14 protein-coding genes are annotated in these 18,281 nt (G+C 62.9%); 11 read left to right on the top strand and 3 right to left on the bottom strand.

Annotated features, from left to right (window positions below; translation table 11 throughout):
* The first annotated feature begins 5 nt into the window (after positions 1 to 5).
* The 5 genes from IPM84_12995 (at position 6) to IPM84_12975 (ending at position 4,608) form a co-directional block, all read left to right on the top strand.
* Positions 6 to 539, top strand: a complete 534-nt coding sequence (locus tag IPM84_12995) for a hypothetical protein (protein MBK9093661.1) — start codon at positions 6 to 8, stop codon at positions 537 to 539.
* Positions 540 to 1,251: 712 nt separating this feature from the next.
* Positions 1,252 to 1,680, top strand: a complete 429-nt coding sequence (locus IPM84_12990; protein MBK9093660.1) for an RHS repeat protein — start codon at positions 1,252 to 1,254, stop codon at positions 1,678 to 1,680.
* On the top strand, positions 1,601 to 3,748 hold the full coding sequence (locus IPM84_12985) for an RHS repeat-associated core domain-containing protein (GenBank protein ID MBK9093659.1): 2,148 nt from the start codon (positions 1,601 to 1,603) through the stop codon (positions 3,746 to 3,748). The genes IPM84_12990 and IPM84_12985 overlap by 80 nt, the downstream gene beginning before the upstream one ends.
* A 97-nt stretch (positions 3,749 to 3,845) precedes the next feature.
* Positions 3,846 to 4,160, top strand: coding sequence for a hypothetical protein (locus tag IPM84_12980; GenBank protein MBK9093658.1), 315 nt, complete (start codon positions 3,846 to 3,848; stop codon positions 4,158 to 4,160).
* A 34-nt stretch (positions 4,161 to 4,194) separates the two neighbouring features.
* On the top strand, positions 4,195 to 4,608 hold the full coding sequence (locus IPM84_12975) for a hypothetical protein (protein MBK9093657.1): 414 nt from the start codon (positions 4,195 to 4,197) through the stop codon (positions 4,606 to 4,608).
* Between the two features lie 85 nt (positions 4,609 to 4,693).
* Here the strand turns inward: IPM84_12975 and rsmI are convergent, their stop codons facing one another.
* Together rsmI and IPM84_12965 are read right to left on the bottom strand one after the other, a co-directional pair.
* Positions 4,694 to 5,563: a 16S rRNA (cytidine(1402)-2'-O)-methyltransferase gene (gene rsmI, locus IPM84_12970; protein ID MBK9093656.1), complete on the bottom strand. Its 870-nt coding sequence runs from the start codon at positions 5,561 to 5,563 to the stop codon at positions 4,694 to 4,696.
* An 11-nt stretch (positions 5,564 to 5,574) separates the two neighbouring features.
* The gene (locus IPM84_12965) at positions 5,575 to 6,876 is read right to left on the bottom strand and encodes a hypothetical protein (GenBank protein ID MBK9093655.1); all 1,302 of its coding nucleotides are present in this window, start codon (positions 6,874 to 6,876) and stop codon (positions 5,575 to 5,577) included.
* Between the two features lie 610 nt (positions 6,877 to 7,486).
* Between IPM84_12965 and IPM84_12960 the strand changes: the two genes are divergently transcribed.
* The 3 genes from IPM84_12960 to IPM84_12950 all read left to right on the top strand — a co-directional run bounded on the left by IPM84_12960 (position 7,487) and on the right by IPM84_12950 (position 13,425).
* Positions 7,487 to 10,432, top strand: coding sequence for a hypothetical protein (locus IPM84_12960; protein MBK9093654.1), 2,946 nt, complete (start codon positions 7,487 to 7,489; stop codon positions 10,430 to 10,432).
* A gap of 155 nt (positions 10,433 to 10,587) precedes the next feature.
* Positions 10,588 to 12,009 (top strand): SH3 domain-containing protein, encoded by a 1,422-nt coding sequence (locus tag IPM84_12955; protein ID MBK9093653.1) that lies wholly within the window; start codon positions 10,588 to 10,590, stop codon positions 12,007 to 12,009.
* Between the two features lie 9 nt (positions 12,010 to 12,018).
* Entirely contained in the window at positions 12,019 to 13,425 is a 1,407-nt protein-coding gene (locus tag IPM84_12950) for a cellulase family glycosylhydrolase (protein MBK9093652.1), read from the top strand.
* A gap of 237 nt (positions 13,426 to 13,662) precedes the next feature.
* Here the strand turns inward: IPM84_12950 and IPM84_12945 are convergent, their stop codons facing one another.
* A complete protein-coding gene (locus IPM84_12945; GenBank protein MBK9093651.1) occupies positions 13,663 to 14,493 on the bottom strand; it encodes a hypothetical protein in 831 nt (276 codons plus the stop codon).
* A 112-nt stretch (positions 14,494 to 14,605) separates the two neighbouring features.
* Here IPM84_12945 and IPM84_12940 point away from each other — a divergent pair, with 112 nt between their 5' ends.
* The 3 genes from IPM84_12940 (at position 14,606) to IPM84_12930 (ending at position 18,215) form a co-directional block, all read left to right on the top strand.
* Positions 14,606 to 16,522 (top strand): hypothetical protein, encoded by a 1,917-nt coding sequence (locus tag IPM84_12940; GenBank protein ID MBK9093650.1) that lies wholly within the window; start codon positions 14,606 to 14,608, stop codon positions 16,520 to 16,522.
* A gap of 164 nt (positions 16,523 to 16,686) precedes the next feature.
* A complete protein-coding gene (locus tag IPM84_12935; GenBank protein MBK9093649.1) occupies positions 16,687 to 17,175 on the top strand; it encodes a hypothetical protein in 489 nt (162 codons plus the stop codon).
* 233 nt (positions 17,176 to 17,408) lie between these two features.
* Positions 17,409 to 18,215, top strand: a complete 807-nt coding sequence (locus IPM84_12930) for a DUF1449 family protein (GenBank protein MBK9093648.1) — start codon at positions 17,409 to 17,411, stop codon at positions 18,213 to 18,215.
* Positions 18,216 to 18,281 lie beyond the last annotated feature (66 nt).

Here is an 18,281-nt window from a genome sequence, read left to right as displayed (position 1 = left end):
CATAGATGCTGCGTGGGAGCAAGCCTTCTACGCCGCGCATGATCGTGCGCCAACTGACCAAGATCGCCGAGATCGGTTCTTTTCGATCTTGTTTGCCGGCAGTGGGGCTAACGGTTCGTGGACAGATGAGGATTGGACAAGGTATCACGCCAATAGGGAAGGACTCTGGGAAGGTAGCACATCATGGCAAGGCGCTCCATCTGCAGGACTGGATCGTTTTGTTACTCATCTTCAACAACTGGCCTCGTATTATGCACCCGGCGAGGAAGGATTATACGCCCAAGCCATTGGTTTTATTTGGGGAGGTGTACCGCTTGGCCATGCCATCCCTGCAGCCTGGCAGATGGCAACCAACCCTGGCGCTGCATGGGCCCAATATGAACCTCTCTTCGAAGGCACAGCCAACTGGAGAGCATCATTGGTTGATGACCCCAATCCAAGCCATCATTACGCAGGACTTTTTTACCTGGGGTATTTCTTTGGGCCAGCTGCTGGTTACGCCAGCAATTGGCTTCGAGATGGCCCTCTCAGCGAGTTGAGTAATCCCGATCTGAACTTGGGGTATGTGGCGGTAAGCCACGGGTCCATGTTGTATGATGGAATCATCAGCATGGCAGAGGTTGGCTTGGCCGTGACTTATGCTGTGGATGCGCGATCCGGGCTTTGGGCGAGCAACTCGCCTGGTCATCGTGTGCCATGGTACTACTTTCAGCCGTGGGCGAGGTAGCGCCATGCTGAATACCATATTGACCATAACGATGTGTTTATTTATGTTGACGCTGAACGGATGCGCCTTGATATCGCCTCAACCGACCCCTCCCCGAGAGAACACCAACAACACCACACGAACTACAAGTACTGCCAAAAAAGGCGAGTATTGGATGTACAGGGGATCCGAAATTAGATCCAGGCGGGATTAGTATCTGGGAACTGCCCGGTGTCAAGCCTTCAGATCCAAACAGTGCATACATGGGTGACAGAGGTAATCTGTTGGGGGTTCTGCCATGCTACAAAGAAGTTACCATTTGGGACTTTGCCTGGTCAAATACCGATCAAGAATTCTGGGCCTTTGTCAAATCCTCAGGTTCTCTTGAAGGGTGGATTCCTCTGAATCTGCTCGATTTGACACCGTACGATGTGAAATGAGGACTGGACACCACTACCAAAGTTGGGTAAAGTAACGCTGTGATAAAGTAGCGTTATCTAGGGTAGAGGAGGTGTTTGATGTCCCCTTTTTGCACGGCAGAGTTGATGCTTGTTACCACTCTGGCGACGACGGTATCAGCGCAAAGCGCCCCGAGCCCCCCGCCCCGCCCGCGCCCGCTGGCTGGCGACCGACTGGGCAGCGGCACGGCCACGTGTCCGACGCCGGCCTGGAATGCGAATGCGAACGGGGTGACGACCTATGCTTACGACATCGCCGACCGGCTGCTGCAGATGACCGGGCCGGATGGGGCGGTGACGACGATCACGTACGACCTGCTGGGGCGCAAGACGAGTATGAACGACCCGGACATGGGTGCGTGGAGTTACACGTACGACACGGCCGGGAACCTGGTGGCGCAGACCGATGCGCGGAATGTCACGATAGGGTTTGGCTATGACGGACTGGAACCGGCTGACGCAGAAATGGCAGAGCGGCAGCAGCAGCGGGATGGTGTTGGCCGATTACAGCTATGATGCGTTCGATGGGGCCACGCAGTTCGGCAAGGGTCGGCGCACCGGGATGAGGGCGTATGTGGGCGGCGAAGTCAACAACAGCGCGAGTTGGACATACGACAAGCGCGGGCGGGTGACGGCGGAAACGCACACGATTGATGGGGAGGCGTACACCCTCGGTTACACCTATGATTCGGCGGACCGGGTGCTGCGGGTGGTTTACCCGACCCAGAGTGCGGAGACGGTCAACGTGGCGTACACAGCGCAGGGGCTGCCGGGGCGGATGTACAGCAGTGTGGATTATGTGCGCAGCGGGAATGCGGTGTATGATGAGGCCGGAAGGCTGACGCAGTTGAAGCTGGGCAAGCAGAGCACCAACAACAATCCGGTGGTGCAGATGGCGTTCACCTACCATCCCTGGACAGCGAGCGGCGGACTGGGGCGCCTGCAGAAGGTGAAGGCAGGAACGTCGGCGGATGCCAGCAGTTTGCAGGACTTGACGTATGGCTACGATACGGCCGGCAATGTGCGCTGGATCGTGGATGCGCGCAATAGCGGTCAGCGGCAGTGCTTCAGCTACGACGGGTTGGATCGGTTGTTGCGCGGCTTCACGGGTGATGCGATTTGCGCGGGCTACGACGATGGGACCGGGAGCTGGGTGTACGATGAGAGCTACAGCTACAACAATGCGGGCAACCTGATCAGCAAGACGGGGCAGGGGACGTACAGCTACGGGGTGGCGCAGGCGGGCAGTTGCCCGGAAGGTGCGTTGGTGAAGAAGCATGCGGTGGTGAGCACAAGCAACGGCAGCAGTTACTGTTACGATCAGAACGGCAACATGCGGCGGCGCACGATCGGGGGGAACACCTACACCCTGACGTATGATGACGAGAATCGCCTGGTCAGCATCAGCGGGGCAGCAACGGCGAGCTTCGTGTATGACGCGGATGGGAACCGGGTCAAGAGCGTGATGAACGGGGAGACGGTCACCACGATCGGCAACCTGTACGAGAAGAAGGTGGTTGGCGGCGCGACGACGCACACGAAATACTACTATTTCAACGGTCAGCGGGTGGCCGTGCGCGTGGCGGGGGTGTTGTACTGGCTGTTGCGCGATCACCTGGGTAGCACGACGGTGACGGCCAATGGCGCCAGCGGTGAGCGCACGGGGGAGTTGTGGTACAAGCCGTGGGGTGAGAATCGAGGGACGCCCGTCGGCGCGACGCCGACGACCTACCGGTTCACGGGTCAACGCGAGGATGCGAGCATTGGGTTGTATTTCTACAACGCCAGATACTACGACCCTTATCTTAACCGGTGGATCCAACCCGACAGCATTATACCCAATCCTGGCGATCCGCAAAATCTCAATCGCTACTCTTACTGCCGGAATAATCCTCTACGCTTTATCGATCCATCAGGCCACGACCCGTTGGATCAGGCGTGGCAAGACGAATTTGAGCAGATGCATCATCGTGCGCCGACGGCCGAAGACATTTTGATTCGTCTGTTCTCGATAGCCTTTCCTGGCGAGTGGAATTGGTCAGTCTTCTACGACGCTGACGGTAACTACGTCCAGGGAAACCTGGAGAGCGTATTCCGAGACAACCGACCTGCTAACTGGTCATGGAATGACATGCCAAGCGCGCTGGAACGCTTGACCGGTTGGTACAAAGCTGGCGAAGAGGGTATGTTCACCAGAGACATTGGTAGCCTGTTCGGAGGTCTAGCCAATCGCTTGGAAGCGCCAAACGCTTGGCCGGCGGTCAGCAATGCAGGGAATCCCATACGGACCTGGGTTTATTTTGATCGGCAGGGGTTGCCTGCCTCGTTCATGGGCACCTCAGATGACGATGCGAATGTGCATCATTGGGCTTGGGCGCTGACCATGGGGGCGGAGTACGGCCCGGGCGGCAGTTTGCTCAACACGGGGCGCGAAATCACGCAATTTCATGGCGATTGGCGCAATAGCTGGTCAGATGTCAGCATCGGAAATCGCGGGGCTGCGCTCGGTGTTCGATTCCGTGTCCTGGGGTTGACGGACATCACACACGCATGGAACTTTTTCATGCTGGATCGTTGGTTCTGATGGACGCTGCCAGGAGGCTTGTTATGCAACATATCAGTGTTGCCGGCAGACTGGGAGCAGTGAGTGTCGTGATCTTGTTGGTCACACTGGTAGCTGGATGCTATACATCGCCGTTGGAGGAGGCGAGAAAACAGGTGCCCGTGGGGACGCTGCGCGACGATGCGATCCGGAGTCTGAGCGAAAGGCCTGGTACCATCAGCCATGCCCCAATCTCGTAGGCGGCAAGCTTGAAACAATCACGGATCTTTTCTTCTTCGGCCGTCATAAGTATGACCAAGCCGACATCGTGATTGTCAAGAGTAGGCCTGTCAATGGCGTATTCGTCGTGGACGATGATCTCGGCAGCTTTGAGCCATACGTCTGGCATGCCGTCTACAAGGATTGTCTGCAGCGCGAGCAGTTCGAGGATTAGGATTGTTTGTCTTGCTCGCAAGGCAGGTGATGAGGTGAAGATGTATTACCAGGCCGGGGGTCAGCGCATTGCGCTGCGGGTCAACGGGGTGGTGCGCTGGCTGGCGACCGATCATCTCGGCAGCACGGCGCTGACAGCCAGCGAGACCGGCGGCCGGCTGTCGGAGATTCGCTACAAGCCGTGGGGCGAGAGCCGCTACACCTTCGGTACGACGCCGACGCAGCGCCGCTTCACCGGGCAGGTGCTGGACGACGTGGCAGGCGGCACGGTGGGCTTCAACCTGACGGGGTCGGCGCAGGAGTGGATGCGTAGCTACGTCGGCAACCGGGGCGAGGAACACAAGGGAGCGGCAGGAGCCATCGCGTCGTCGCGTCTACTCCAACCGCCCCTTGCCAGCCGCCGCCTCGCTTTCACTGGGGAGACAGTGTGCGGCTACTGCGTCGTGTAACGGGTAAACCAGCGCTGCAGGTCGGCCGGCTCGGCGAAATCCAGCAAGTCGTCGGCCAGCCGGTCGAGCGTATAGCGGTCAGGCGTCACCCCTCGGGGTCAGCGGCATCCCTGTCTGCCACCAGCAGGCGGTAGACGTCCTTTTTGCGCCAGCCGGCCAGCCGCGCGACCAGCCGCGGCGCCATCTGGGTGTCAATCCCTTCCTGCGCCAGGATGGCGAGCGCCTCGCGCACCTGACCAACCGGCCAGGCGCCGCTCTCCGCGGCCGGCGCGGGCGGCGCGCCTTCGATGACGATCACATATTCCCCACGCGGGGCCTGGGTTTGCGACCGTGCCAGCGCCTCGCCCAAGCGACCGTGCCAGATCTCCTCATGCTCCTTGGTCAATTCACGCGCCAGGGTCACGCGGCGGTCGCCCAACACCGCAACCAGGTCTTGCAGGCAGTCCAGCAGGCGATGCGGCGCCTCGAAGCAGACCAGCGCGCCCGGCTCATCCGCGGCCTGACGCAGCAGTTGCTGCCGCTCAGCGCGCTGACGGGGCAGGAAGCCCAGGAAGAGGAAACGTTCGCCGGGTAAACCCGACGCCGCCAGGGCAGTTACCACCGCCGAGGGACCGGGCACCGGCACGATCCGATGCCCGGCCGCGATGGCCGCCTGCACCAGTTCGGAACCGGGATCGGCAATGCCCGGCATCCCGGCGTCCGACACCAGCGCGACATCGCCTGCCTGCAGGGCCGCCAGCACTTCGGCCTGGCGCTGCGCCTTCTTGGGCGCAAAGGCGTCGGTGTAGGTGAGCAGCCGCGGCCCGCTGATGCCGCAGTGGGCCAGCAGCCGCGCGGTGACGCGCGTGTCCTCGGCCGCAATGACCGGCGTTGCCGCCAGCACCTGCTGCGCTCGCAGCGACCAATCGGCCGCGTTGCCCAGCGGCGTGCCCACAATGTACAATGTATGTGGCATTCTCTTGGGTCCTACCGGGTTGCCAGTGTGAAGATCAGGTGTTCATCCACCTTGCGCAGGGCGACGTGCGGGCCGAGGCCTGGCTCCAATCCCGCCTGTGCCTCATTCAGTCGCGCGACCAGCTCATCCAATGGATAATCGGGATACAGCCCCAGGCGCCCGCGCAAAATTTCGGCGCGCAGCACCTCCAACCGCGCCCGGCTGACGGTATCGCTGTCGGGCAGCGCGCTGGCCAGGTCGCGGTAGAGGGCAAACAGGTTGGCGTTGGCCTCCACCAGTTGCGCCTCGATCTCATCCCGCTGCGCCTCCCAGGCGGGCGCCAGGCTGACCTGCAGATCCAGCCGCGCCACCCGCCACTTGAAGGTCAGCCAGTTGGTCAGTGCCAATTGCGCCGCGGCCTGGGTTTCCGGCATCTGCGCGGCATCGCTTGCGATCTGCCGATAGAACGCCGTGCGCTGCTCGTCTTCTGCCACCAACTGCGGCTCCAGGCGGATGACATCCGCATCGGTCAGTTGACGGCCCGCCAGCAGCCCGTTGATGAGGCCATCCACGGTCGCGCGCCGCGCCTCGATGGTGGCGGTCAGGGTCTCGGAAATCGCCAGCGGCGCGCGCCAGCGGTCAAGCGCCAGGTCAGGCGGACGCTGGGGCGGGGCGCTGCGCGGGGGTAGTTTGCTCGCCAGTTGGCGCAGCGCCTGCGCCTGCGGCTGGTCTTCCATTTTAATGTACGCGGCAGCCAGACGCGTCAGGATGTCCACACGCTGCGGGTCGAGCAGGTAGGTGCTGCTGATGGCGAGGGTTTCGGCCAAATCCAGGCTAACCCGTGCCAGGCTCGGTTGCTGCAATTTGCGCCAGCCCTCCGCGACCTGCAGGGCGGTCTCCGCGCGTGCGATGTCGGGCAGCGCGGGGCTGAGCGCAATCACCTCCTGGGTCAGGCGCAAGCAGAGCGCTGACTTGGCGGGCTGCTGGCTGGTCATGAAAGACCTGCTCAGGAGCAGGAGATGGCCGGCGCGCTGAGCATCGGTCAGTTCAGGCGACTGCACCACCAGGGCGTAGCCAGCATCGAGTTCATTAGCCGCCAGCGCCCGGCGCACGGCGTCATCCACCGCATCGCCGGCCAGGGGCAGCAGTCCCAGGTCTGGCGGCACGAACGCGCCATCCACCGCGCGCCACGGTTCCTCCCAGGTCAGGTCCGGTGCGTTGGCGGGCGTCGTATCAAGGCTGAAATAAGCATAGAGCGAGATCAAGCCCAGGCCAAGCAAGAAAACCAGGCCCACACCCAGGCCGATAAACGTCCAATCGAATTTACGCGGCATGCACAACATCCTGTAGCGGTATCATCTCAAAAAGCGTACCTACTGCTCAACCTGCCCCCCGGCATCGGATGAATCCGACTGGAAACCCGCTGAAGCGGGTTGCGGCGGGCGGCGTTTCGAATCTGCTTCAGCAGGTTTCCGCCGATTTCCATCGGATTTCCATCGGATTTCCATCGGATTTCCATCGGATTTCCATCGGATTTCCATCGGATTTCCATCAGATTTCCATCGGTGGCTGCCGGATCCCAAGTATACTGCAAAACGAGCGAAATCTGGAATTGGGGCGGCGCCGTCACATTCGTCTGTCACTTTGCCAAATCCCAATCGCTATGCTAGAATGTCAACCATGTTGGAGTACGCCGATGTGAGACGTACAAGTAGGCGCCCAGTTCCCTGTGTTGCTCTGCCGAGAGGGCTGTGCGCCGAACCTATTCAAACGTGGACGGGCAGTCATCGTCCTTCGTCTGATGAGCGCCTCGACCAGAGACCGCTGTTCGTCACGCCGGCCGCGTCGTACCCTATGGAGTGCGCCGGGGTGTTGGCACACGCACTGGTATGAGGCATTTTTCATATCTGACTACAAATTTACGAAAGGAGTGGCGTTTTGTCAATGCAGCAAACCGCGAACTCGTCTGACCTCTATCCAAACCTGACCCGGTGGTTCAACAGCCGCAACGGAAGCTGGTTGTTGAATCTCGCTATTGCCGGGCTGGTCATTTTCAGCCTGATTCTCCCCCCTGTTTCTCTCATCGAGCGCACCCAGACCCGAGGCTTCACCCGCGTGGGCGAGCAGGGTGGCTCGGTGGTTGACTCCGATGGCACCTCGGTCACGGTGCCTGCCGAGGCCATGACGCAAGGCACGACGCAGATACGCCTGACCAGCATCTCGCGCCAGCCCTTCATGGCCGGTGAGGGTGGTGCGGAACTGCGCAAAGCGGCCGAGCAACTGCCAAACACGGTCAACCCGCGCAGTCCGCTTTATCAGACCAGCGTGCGCGGCGCCAAGCCGCCCCAGGCTGTCATTCACGTACCGATCCCCAACGACTCCGAACCTTATGAAACGCTCGACCTCTACGGTTACGACCCGAAGGCTGCTGCCTGGTCTTACATCCCCAGCCAGATTGTGCCGCAGGATGACGCGATCGAGTCGAAGCTGACGGCCGTCCCCGCGGCCTTCATGGTGATGCAGACCACCGCGCAGCCGCCGGTTGCCGCCGCACTGGTCACCGCGGACAATCCGCTGCCAGACGCCGGCAAGGGCGCGCTGGTGGAGGTCAACCCGGTGGGCCTGCGCCTGGCCGGTGACGGTGGCATCGAGGGCAGCATACAGGGCCTGCCCGCCGACGCAGCCAGTTCCTTTGCGGTGGTCCCCACCCTGCGTAACTTTGGCGATGACGGCTCCATCCGCACCGATTTGATCGCCAACTTGCTGGTCAGCGCGGAGCAGCAGGAAAAGCAGATCAGCGCCATCGAGCAGTTGCTGGTGAGCAACCTGTACAAGGGCATTGACCTGGACTACCGCGGGATCAACGCCGAACTGGCGGGGGACTATGTCGCCTTTGTGACCAAACTGGCCGCAAGGCTGCACGCCCAGGACAAGAAGGTCTCTGTGCGGGTGGAGGAGCCGCGCCAGGTGGCGGCGGATCGCTGGGAAACCGGGCCGTACCTCTGGCGTGAGCTGGGCGCGGTGGTGGACACCTTCCGCATCCCGGCCATCAGCAATCCGCAGGCCTATGCGCCAGACGGCCAGATGCACACCCTGCTCAAATGGGCCGTGGGCGAAGTCAACCGCAGCAAGATTCAGATCGTGCTGCCCGGCCGCAGCATCGAGCGTTCGGGCAACTACTATCTGCTCAAGGCTTACGATGAAGCCCTGCAGCCGCTGGTCGGCCAGGTGCAGGCCACCAAAGGCGTGGCCGCGCCGGGCGAACAGATTGATCTCAAGGTCATTGCCGAGCGCGCCACCAGCCAGTTGACTTTCGATGACGCCATCGGCGCCTACACCTATCGCTATCGCGACGATCAGGGCTATGAGCGGACGGTCTGGCTGGAAAATGCCGCCAGCCTGAGCCACAAGTTTGCGCTGGTCAATCAGTATCACCTGCAAGGCGCTACCCTGGACTATCTGCCTGCAACCGATCCGGAACTGTGGCGCATGCTGACCACCTTCCAGCAGGGCGCGCCATCGGCGCAGCAGAGCGAATTCGGCATCAGTTGGACCGTCAAGGGCGCTGATGGACAGGTGACCGATGTTTCCAGCCAACCGCTGAGCGAAAACAGCGTCTACGCGTTCAAGGCGCCGGATAGCCCAGGCGCGCAGTATCAGATCAATGCAGTCATTGTGGAAAACGGTCGCCCCGTCAGCCCGGCCGGTGAAGTCGCGCTGCTGGTCGCCACCTACACCCCGGTGGCAACCGACACGCCGGAACCGACCGCGACCCCCACGCCGGCCCCGACCGCAACGCCCGCGCCCACCCGGCCGCCTGCGCCCGCGGCGCCGCCGGCGGCCAACAACCCGCCCGCGCCGCGCCCTAGTGGCGGCGCCGGGTTTGGCTACGGCGTGCAGGCGCAGGTCTACGGCGGCGCCGACCTGGGTTATGTGGTCAACGCCACCCGCAACATGGGCTTCGACTGGGTCAAGTTCCAGGCGCCCTGGAAGGACTTCGAAGGCGGCGGCAAGGGCGACTACGGTTGGGGCGGTATGGACGACATCGTCAACACCCTGGCGGGCGGCGGCATGAAGATCCTGGCCAGCATCGTCAAGGCGCCCAACTGGTCGCGCAACCCGGCCTACGGCTATTCGGATGAAGGCCCGCCGCAGAACTTGCAGGACTACGCCGATTTCGTGGGCGCGTACGCGGGGCGCTACTGCGGCCGCGTGCAGGCCATCGAGGTGTGGAACGAGCAAAATCTGCACTACGAGTGGGGCAACGAGCCGCTCGACGCCGGCCGCTATGTGGAGATGTTGAAACTGGCCTACCGCGCCATCAAGGGAGCGTGTCCGGGCATGATCGTGGTCAGCGGCGCGCCAACGCCCACGGGCGGCGGCGGCGGCAAGGCCATTGATGACATCGAATACCTGCAGGCGATGTACCGCGCCGGCATGAAGAATTACGCCGACGCCATCGGTGCACACCCCAGCGGCTACAACTGCCCGGCTGACGGCGACTGGCGCACGGTGCAAGACCCGAGCGCCTCCTTCCGCGGCCCGTTCGACAACCATCATCATTCCTGGTGCTTCCGCGGCACCATGGAAGGCTACCGCAACGTGATGATCGCCAACGGCGACGGCGGCAAGCGCATCTGGCCCACCGAGTTTGGCTGGGCGATCGGCCCGGCCTTCAACAACAACTACGGCTATGCCAACGACAACACCCCCGAAGAGCAGGCCGCCTGGCTGGTGCAAGCCTACCAAATGGCGCGTGGCTGGGGTTGGGTTGGCCCCATGTTCCTCTGGAATATCAATTTTGGCATCACCAACCCGGGCACGGAGCTGGCGCAGTTCGGCATCGCCGGGCGGCCAGCCTACGATGCCCTGGCCCGCATGCCCAAGTGAATCCGAGCAGGAGAGGCGCTGATCCGATGCGCCTCTCCTGCTGCTCGTGTACTAATCTATGGCCTGGCCGTCACGCCCTTCAGGTGCGATCTCAATCTCTCAATCTCTCAATCTCTCAATCTCTCAGTCTCTCAGTCTCTCGTGAGGAGGACCCTATGTCTCGTCTGTTCGTGCTGCGTCGTGCCCTGTTTCTCACACTGATTCTGCTCACCGCGCTCCCGGCCGTGTCATTGGCCGCGCTTCCCCAACCGGCGCCGGTCGCCCGCCCCGCCCTGGCCTCTGGCCCCACCGCCACCGTCACCGGCGATCTGGTCAATATACGCTCTGGTCCCTCCACCGCCTACACGATCCTGGGCCGCGTCACGCTCGGCCGTTCGCTGGAAGTGATCGGTAAGAACAAGGGCGCCACCTGGCTCAAGGTCTGCTGCACCACCGGCGACAAGCAGGGCTGGGTCAGCGCCTCCCTGGTGAAAGCCAACAGCAGCCTGAGCGCCGTACCCGAGGTAGCTGCGCCCGCGCCGCCGCCACAGACGACGGCCAAACGCACCACCGTGTCCGCGCCCGCGCCCAACGTGCGCGCGGCCGGCTTCTTTGGCTATGGCATCCAGGTAGAGACCAGCGCAGACAAGGGCTTCATCATCGGCGCGGTCAAGAACATGGGCTTCAACTGGATCAAATTCCAGCTTCCCTGGAAGGATTTCGAGGGACAGCCGGGCCAGGTGGACTTCGGCGGCCTGGACGACATGATCGGCCAGTTCAACGGTAACGGGCTGAGCATCCTCGCCAGCATCGTCAAGGCGCCGCAGTGGGCGCGGGCTGGCAACAGCAACTTCGATGTCGAAGGCCCGCCGGCCGACCCGGGCACCTATGCCAACTTCGTGCGCGGCTTTGCCAGCCGCTACTGCGGCCGCGTGCAGGCCATCGAGGTCTGGAACGAACAAAACCTGTGGTACGAATGGGGCGGGGAACCGCTTGATCCAGGCCGTTACGTGCAGCTCCTGGCCGCGGCCTACCGCGCCATCAAGGGCGCATGCCCGGGCATGATCGTGGTCAGCGGTGCGCTGACGCCGACCGGCGCGCCCGCGCCGCTGGCGATGGATGATGTCGCCTACCTCTCGGCCATGTACCGCGCCGGGCTGCGCAGCTATTCCGACGCCATCGGCGCGCACCCCAGCGGGTTCAACTGCCCGCCGGACGGCGATTGGCGCTCGGTCTCCGATGCCGGCGCCATCTATCGCGGCCCCTTCGACAACCGACACCACTCCTGGTGCTTCCGCGGCACGATGGAGGGCTATCGCAATGTCATGTTGGCAAATGGCGACGGCGCCAAGCGCATCTGGCCCACCGAGTTTGGCTGGGCCGTTTCCGGCAACCCGCATCCTGGCTATGAGTATGCAGCCGACAACACGGCCGACGAACAGGCCGCCTGGACTGTGCGCGCCTACGAGCTTGCCCGCTCCTGGGGCTGGGTTGGCCCGATGTTCCTGTGGAACTTGAACTTCGAATCCGGCGAGCAAAGCGCGTTCAAGATCTATGGCAGGCCCACCTATGATGCGCTGCGCAACATGCCGAAGTAACGAGGAAAGATGAGGCAATCCAACAGGTACCGACGATTCTTGCGCCTGCTGACCGGAATCGTTGTTGTCACACTGATTTTGTCGGCCTGCGGCCCCGCGTCACCGCCGCCAACCCCCACGCCAACGAAGACGCCAACCGTGGCCGCGACCAACACCCCCCTACCGCCGACCGCTACCCCTGTGCCGCCGACGGCCACGCAGGCGCCGGTCACTGCCACCCCCACCGCGGGCACGGGAGCGACAGTCACCCCGGCGCCCAATCAGGCGACCGTCACGCCCGCGCCGGTCAAACCGACGGCCACCCCGCCCCCGGCCGGCGGTGATTCCAGCCGCGGCTTCAAATCGCCCGATTTCGGCGTGCAGGCGTTCCTCTGGTGGCGACCGGAGATTGCCGACCGCGACCTGGGGCTGGTGGAGGCCGCCGGGTTCACCTGGGTCAAGCAAAATTTCCCCTGGCGTGAGATCGAGGGCGCGGGCAAAGGTCAGTTCGACTGGAGCGTCACCGACCGCATCGTGCAGCAGGCGATCGAGCACAATCTCAAGCTGATCGTGCGTGTGGACAGTCAGCCCAAATGGGCCGGCGGCGGTTTCCCGTGCAACGGGCCGCCCGACAACTACAAGGACTTCGAGGATTTTCTGTCGGCAGTGGCCAAGCGCTACACCTGGAAAATTCAGGCCTATCAGATCTGGAATGAACCGAACCTGAATCGGCCCGATGGCGGCGGTGAATGGGGTTGCCGACCGCCCAACGCGACCGAGTATGTGCGCCTGCTCAAGTCGGCCTACGCGGGCGTCAAGAAGGGCGCGCCGTTGGCCCTGGTCATCTCGGCCGGTCTGACGCCCACCGGCTCCTGCTGCGATATCGCCATTCCCGATGACAAATATCTGGAGCAGATGTACCAGGCCATGGGCGGCAACAGCGCGGGTTACTTCGATGTGCTCGGCGTGCATGCGGCCGGTTTCCGGGCCGCACCCAGCATCGGCCCGGATGAGGCCGCGGGCAACAAGGCCGAGTACGGCGGCGAGCGTTTCTTCACCTTCCGCCGTGTCGAAGACCTGCGCAAGATCATGGTGAAGTACGGCGATACCAACAAGAGGGTGGCCGTGCTGGAATTTGGCTGGAGCACCGATTCGCGGCCAGACTCACCTTACCACTGGCACGCGGTGACGGAGGAGCAGCAGGGCGATTACCTGGTGCAGGCCTTCGAATGGGCCAAGACCCACTGGCAGCCCTGGATCGGTCTCATGGTCGTCGTTTACATGCCGGACGTGGATTGGACCGAGGCGCAGGAGCAATACTGGTGGTCCATCATGAAGCCAAGCCAGATTGACGAACTGCACTGGCGCCCCGCCTATGCCAAACTGCGCATCTACATCCGTCAACAGCGCGGCCTGGCCCCAAACTGGCCGCCGTAAGGGAAGTGCAAAGTGCAAAGTGCGAAGTGCAAAACGCTGAATGTGGAATGCTGAATGCTCAGAGCTGAATGCTGAATGCTCAGAGCTGAATGCTGAATGCTCAGAGCTGAATGCTGAATGCTCAGAGCTGAATGCTGAACGTCCTATGCACTATTCAGAATTCAGCATTCATCATTGACAACAGGGCGGAACGTCGTCTGCACTTTGCACTATGTACTTTGTACTTTGCACTTTGCACTACCCCCTCACCAACGTATACACCGCCAGCGATTCTGGATGCTCGGCATCGGCGGTGACGTTGACGGCGGTGTAGCCGGCGCGGAAGGCGTTTTCGAAGAGGGCGCGGGTGCCCAGGCGCCAGTGGCTGGCAGCCTCGACATTCTCCCGCTTGACGCGCTGGAAACTGGACGGAATTTGCACGCCGATGATGTCGTCGGCAGGAAGCGGCCCGGTGGCGGCCAGGAACGGCAGGTCGCCTTGCATGATGACCCGCGTCAGCATCTGCTCGGGCTGGCCGGCGACCGGCGCCATCACGCGCTGGCCCGTACTCACACAGTGCAGCGCGCGATCGCTGCTTACTTCCCAGCGCACATGAAAGCGGTCCGTCGGCAAGGCCGCATTGAGACCGCCCAGGCGCTGGCCGTAGATGTTACGCTTGTAGATGCGCGCCGTGGCCCCTAACTTAGCGATGTTGAGCACCGCGTTGCGCGCCTCCAACGGATCGTAGGTCCACGTGCAGATCTCCAACCCCTGTTCCAGCATCAAGCTGCGCTGAGCCAGTTTCAGGCGGTAGCCCAGGTTATGATCGCGATAATACGGATGGACCGCGGCCATGTGCGAGCAGTGCTTGAGCACATCGCCTTCACGGCCCAGGAAACCGAAGACAAAACCGATCAATTCGCCCTGCGGCGTGAATGCGCCCAGTACCAGCCCGGCCTCGTTCTGAATGGTCAAGAGCAGATGGGCCGGCACCGCGTCGATCGGGTCGGTCTGCCAGCAGACCTGCTGCAGCTCCTCGGCCGCGATATACTCCTCGAACGTCGAAAGACGGCGAATCGTGATCTCCATGCGTATCCGTGCTCCCTATCCTGCAGAGTGAGGTTCGATTTCGGAATTGATCACCATTTTACACCCGTCAGCCCGACACAAGAAATCTACGAATTTGGAGAAGCGTTTTCAGATGCGTCGTAATTTTCTCGTTCCCTGGGCCATCGTTGCCCTCTTGATGGTTGGCGCATGGACCAGCCGTGGATTGGCTTCCCCTCTCACTCAGCCAACATCCCCGCCGTCCGGCCCCCTGCTGCCGCCGGTTGCCACCGAGTTGATCGGCCAGATCGGCGGCGCCACCTATGCCCTCGATTCCTCCGGCCCCTACGTGTACCTCGGCGTGGGGCCGCGCGTGCTGGTGTTGGATGTCACCGACCCGGCCGCACCGCAGCAGGTCGGTCAGAGCGCCGCGCTGCCGACCGTGGTGCAGGACGTGCAGCTCAGCGGCAGTCTGTTGATCGTCGCCCTGGGCGAGGCTGGGGTGCAGGTGCTGGATGTCAGCACACCCGCGGCCCCTACGCTGGCCGGCAGACTCGACACCAGCGGTGATATTCGCCGGCTGGCCCTGGCGCCCGGCCGTATCTACGCCACCGACAGCACGGGCAGCCTGCAAATCATCGGCCTGACTGATGCCGATCACCTGACCTGGTTGGGCGCCTATCCAGGCCAGGCGCGCCAGGTGGCAGCGGTCGGGACGATGGTCTACCTGTTGCGCGGGACAAGCATGCTGCTGCTCGATGCGGCCAATCCGGCCAACCCTGTCCTTATGGGCGCCTACCAATCCACGGCCTACCTGGAAGCGGTCACGGTGATCAATGGCCTGGCCTACCTGGCCGCGGGCGCGGACGGCATGGAGATCGTCAGCGTGACCGACCCGGCCGTGCCGGCGCAGATCGGCCACCTGCTGACTCCCGGCGCCAGCAAGGGAATTGCCGTGGACGGCGCGTTCGCCTACCTGGCCGCGGATCAAGATGGGCTGCAAGTGGTTGACATCCAGGACGCCGCCGCGCCGACGCTGGCAGGCAGCTACGCCTATGCCGCCATCGGCAGCGCGCTGCGGGTGAGCAGCGGTCACGCCTTCGTCGCAGGCAAGGATCAAAACCTGGTGATCGTGGATGTGTCGCAGCCGGCCGCGCCGGTGCGCGAGAGTTCCTTCGATCTACCGGCCGCGGTCCGGCGCACGCGTGTTGACGGAACTCGCGCCTACCTGGCCGATGCCGATGACGGCCTGTGGATCATGGACATCACCGATCCGGCCAACCCGGCGCCGCTCGGCCTCTATCGCACGCCCGAATCGCCGCTCAATGTCACGCTGGATGGATCTCTTGCCTATGTCGCGGTCGGCGACAGCGGTCTGCAGATTCTCGATGTCACCGACCCCGGCCAGCCAACCCTGCTCGGCAGTTACGACACGATCGGCTATGCCTTCGACGTGGCGATCAGCAACACCCTGGCCTATGTGGCCGACGGGCCGCGCCTCTCGGTCATCAACGTCAGCCAACCGGCCACGCCGACCCTCGTCACCGTGCTCGGTCTGCGCGATGCGCGCAGCGTGGACATCGTTGGCGATCTGATGTACGTGGCCGATTTTCGCTCCCCGCGCGGGCTGCGCATCTTCAGCCTGGCGAATCCGGCGGCGCCTCTGCTGCTGGCAACCTACCCGTATGACGGCGCCGCGGGCGAAGCGCGTGTGCGCGATGGCGTCGCGTACATCGCCCAGACGGTCGGTCTGGAGACAGCCACGGTCATCAGCCCCACCGCGCCCGCGCGCCTGGCGAGCATGCCGCTGCCGGGCAATTCCTACAGCCTGGCCCTGGCGCAGTCCTGGGCCTTTGTGGCCTGCGGCAGCGGCGGCCTGCAGATCGTGGACGTGAGCGATCCGGCGCAGCCGTTGGTCACCGGCCTGTTCGCTGCGCCCGGTTCTGCGCGCGGCGTGGACGTGCAGAACGATCTGGCCTATGTGGCGGCTGACACCGGCGGCCTGATCGTCGTGCGCATCACGCCGCTGGTGCAGGCATCGCCCTGGTTCTTCCCGTTCATGCCAGGCTGAGCAGCCCGTTTCCGCAACACCAACCACCAGTCAGGTCCCAGCCACGTTGGCGGGTGGTTCGCCAGACACGCTTGTTGAGATACCATGAACCTAACTCTAACCGGGAGAACGCTGGCCGTCCAATCTGGCCCTATGTTAAAAGTGCAAAACTACTGAGGAATGAAATGAAGAAGGAATTTCACTGTAACTGCAAAACCGGCTGCCGCAACAGGCGCTGCGCGTGCTTGAAAAACAACGAGCCATGCGACGAGAACTGCACCGGCGCCGACTGCCACAATCCGTTGAACGGCGTGGACGTTGACGCCCTTTCTGTTTGCGCCATCCAGAATATCGAGGAGTTCCAAGAGCTGTCGGAGAAGGAGCTGGCAGAGGAACACGAACTGCCGTGCGGGTGTGAGCACGTACCGCTCAGGTCGCTGCTCGATGACTATACCTGCCAGGGGTGCAGCGAGGTGTACTGGTACTCTTTTTGCTGGCAGAGTGTCGTCCAGGATAGCTGCACCTGGCACTGTGAGGTCTGCGGCCAGTGTCGGGATTGGCGGGAATGGCACTGCGAACGCTGCAACAAATGCACCTATGGCGTCTCGCTACCCTGCCAGCACTGCGGGGCCGAAGGGCCTTACCAGGGGATGTTTGAAAAGGGACTGAGTTGAACTAAAACGGAGCGTCTACAACCGAACTCATCAACGTGCTGTGCAAACAGGAACGCCGGCGGTCTGCGCACGTATGCCACGGCACGCGGGGACATCGTCCGCTGGCTCAACTCCGCACTCGTCCTCAACTTGCTTTGACGGCTGCTGCGACCTGGTGGTAAAATGCGGTCTGTGATCGGCGTCGAAATTCTGTCAGTCGGCGCGGACGGGGTCTGCTGTGCCTGAGGTGTGCAATGCTGCGTGATCTTCTCGCTTTTGCCTTTGCCTGGTATAACCTGCCTTTCACGGTGCTGTTCGCCATGGGGATTCTGCTCGCCGGCCTGCAGTTGACCGGGCTGGGCGCGGGCGATGACGCGCACGGGGATGCAGACCACGACGCGGACGTCGATCAGGGCGCGGACCTCGATCACGATGCCGGCCTGGACCATGACGTTCATCTCGATCATGATGCCGGGCTGGATCACGACGCTCACCTCGATCATGGCGCAGACCTCGATCACGCGGCGGATGGCGGCCACGCGGCCGAGCATGAGAGCGGCGCCGGCGCGTCCGGCAGTTTTTCGCTGCTGGCTTTCCTGGGCGCGGGTAAGGCGCCGCTGCTGGTGGTCTTACTGATCCTGTTCGAATCGGTGGCCCTGCTGGGTTGGCTGTTGAACGGCCTGCTGGCTGGCGCCACCGGGGTGTACCCCGGCCCCGCGCTGTTCGCGGTGCTGCCGACCGCGCTGGTCATAGGCAGCCTGGTGACCGCACGCATGGCGCGCTGGGTGGGCCACGCGCTGCCGCCCATCAGCACCACGGCCAGTCGCGCGCAGAGTCTGGTGGGTACCCACGGCACGGTCATCAGCCCGTTCGTGGACGACCAGTATGGCATGGTCCATCTGCGCGACGCGGGCAACACGTTGATCACCATTTTCGCGGTCGTGCAGGGCGAAGCAGCCATCAAGCGCGGCTCTGAGGTGATCCTGTTGACTTACGACCCGGTTCACCGCCGCTACATCGTCACGCTGGCGCAACCCCCGCTGCGCGACGCGGGTCGCTGAACGTTTTTCTTTGACAGCTTCCGCCAGGCCGGCGCACCTCACCCCACCGGCCCCAGTTTCAGGGAG

The sequence above is a fragment of the Candidatus Amarolinea dominans genome (assembly GCA_016719785.1).
In the GTDB taxonomy this organism is placed as follows: domain Bacteria; phylum Chloroflexota; class Anaerolineae; order SSC4; family Amarolineaceae; genus Amarolinea; species Amarolinea dominans.
Note: the sequence above shows the minus strand (reverse complement) of the source record. Positions and strands in the feature narration are given on the sequence as shown.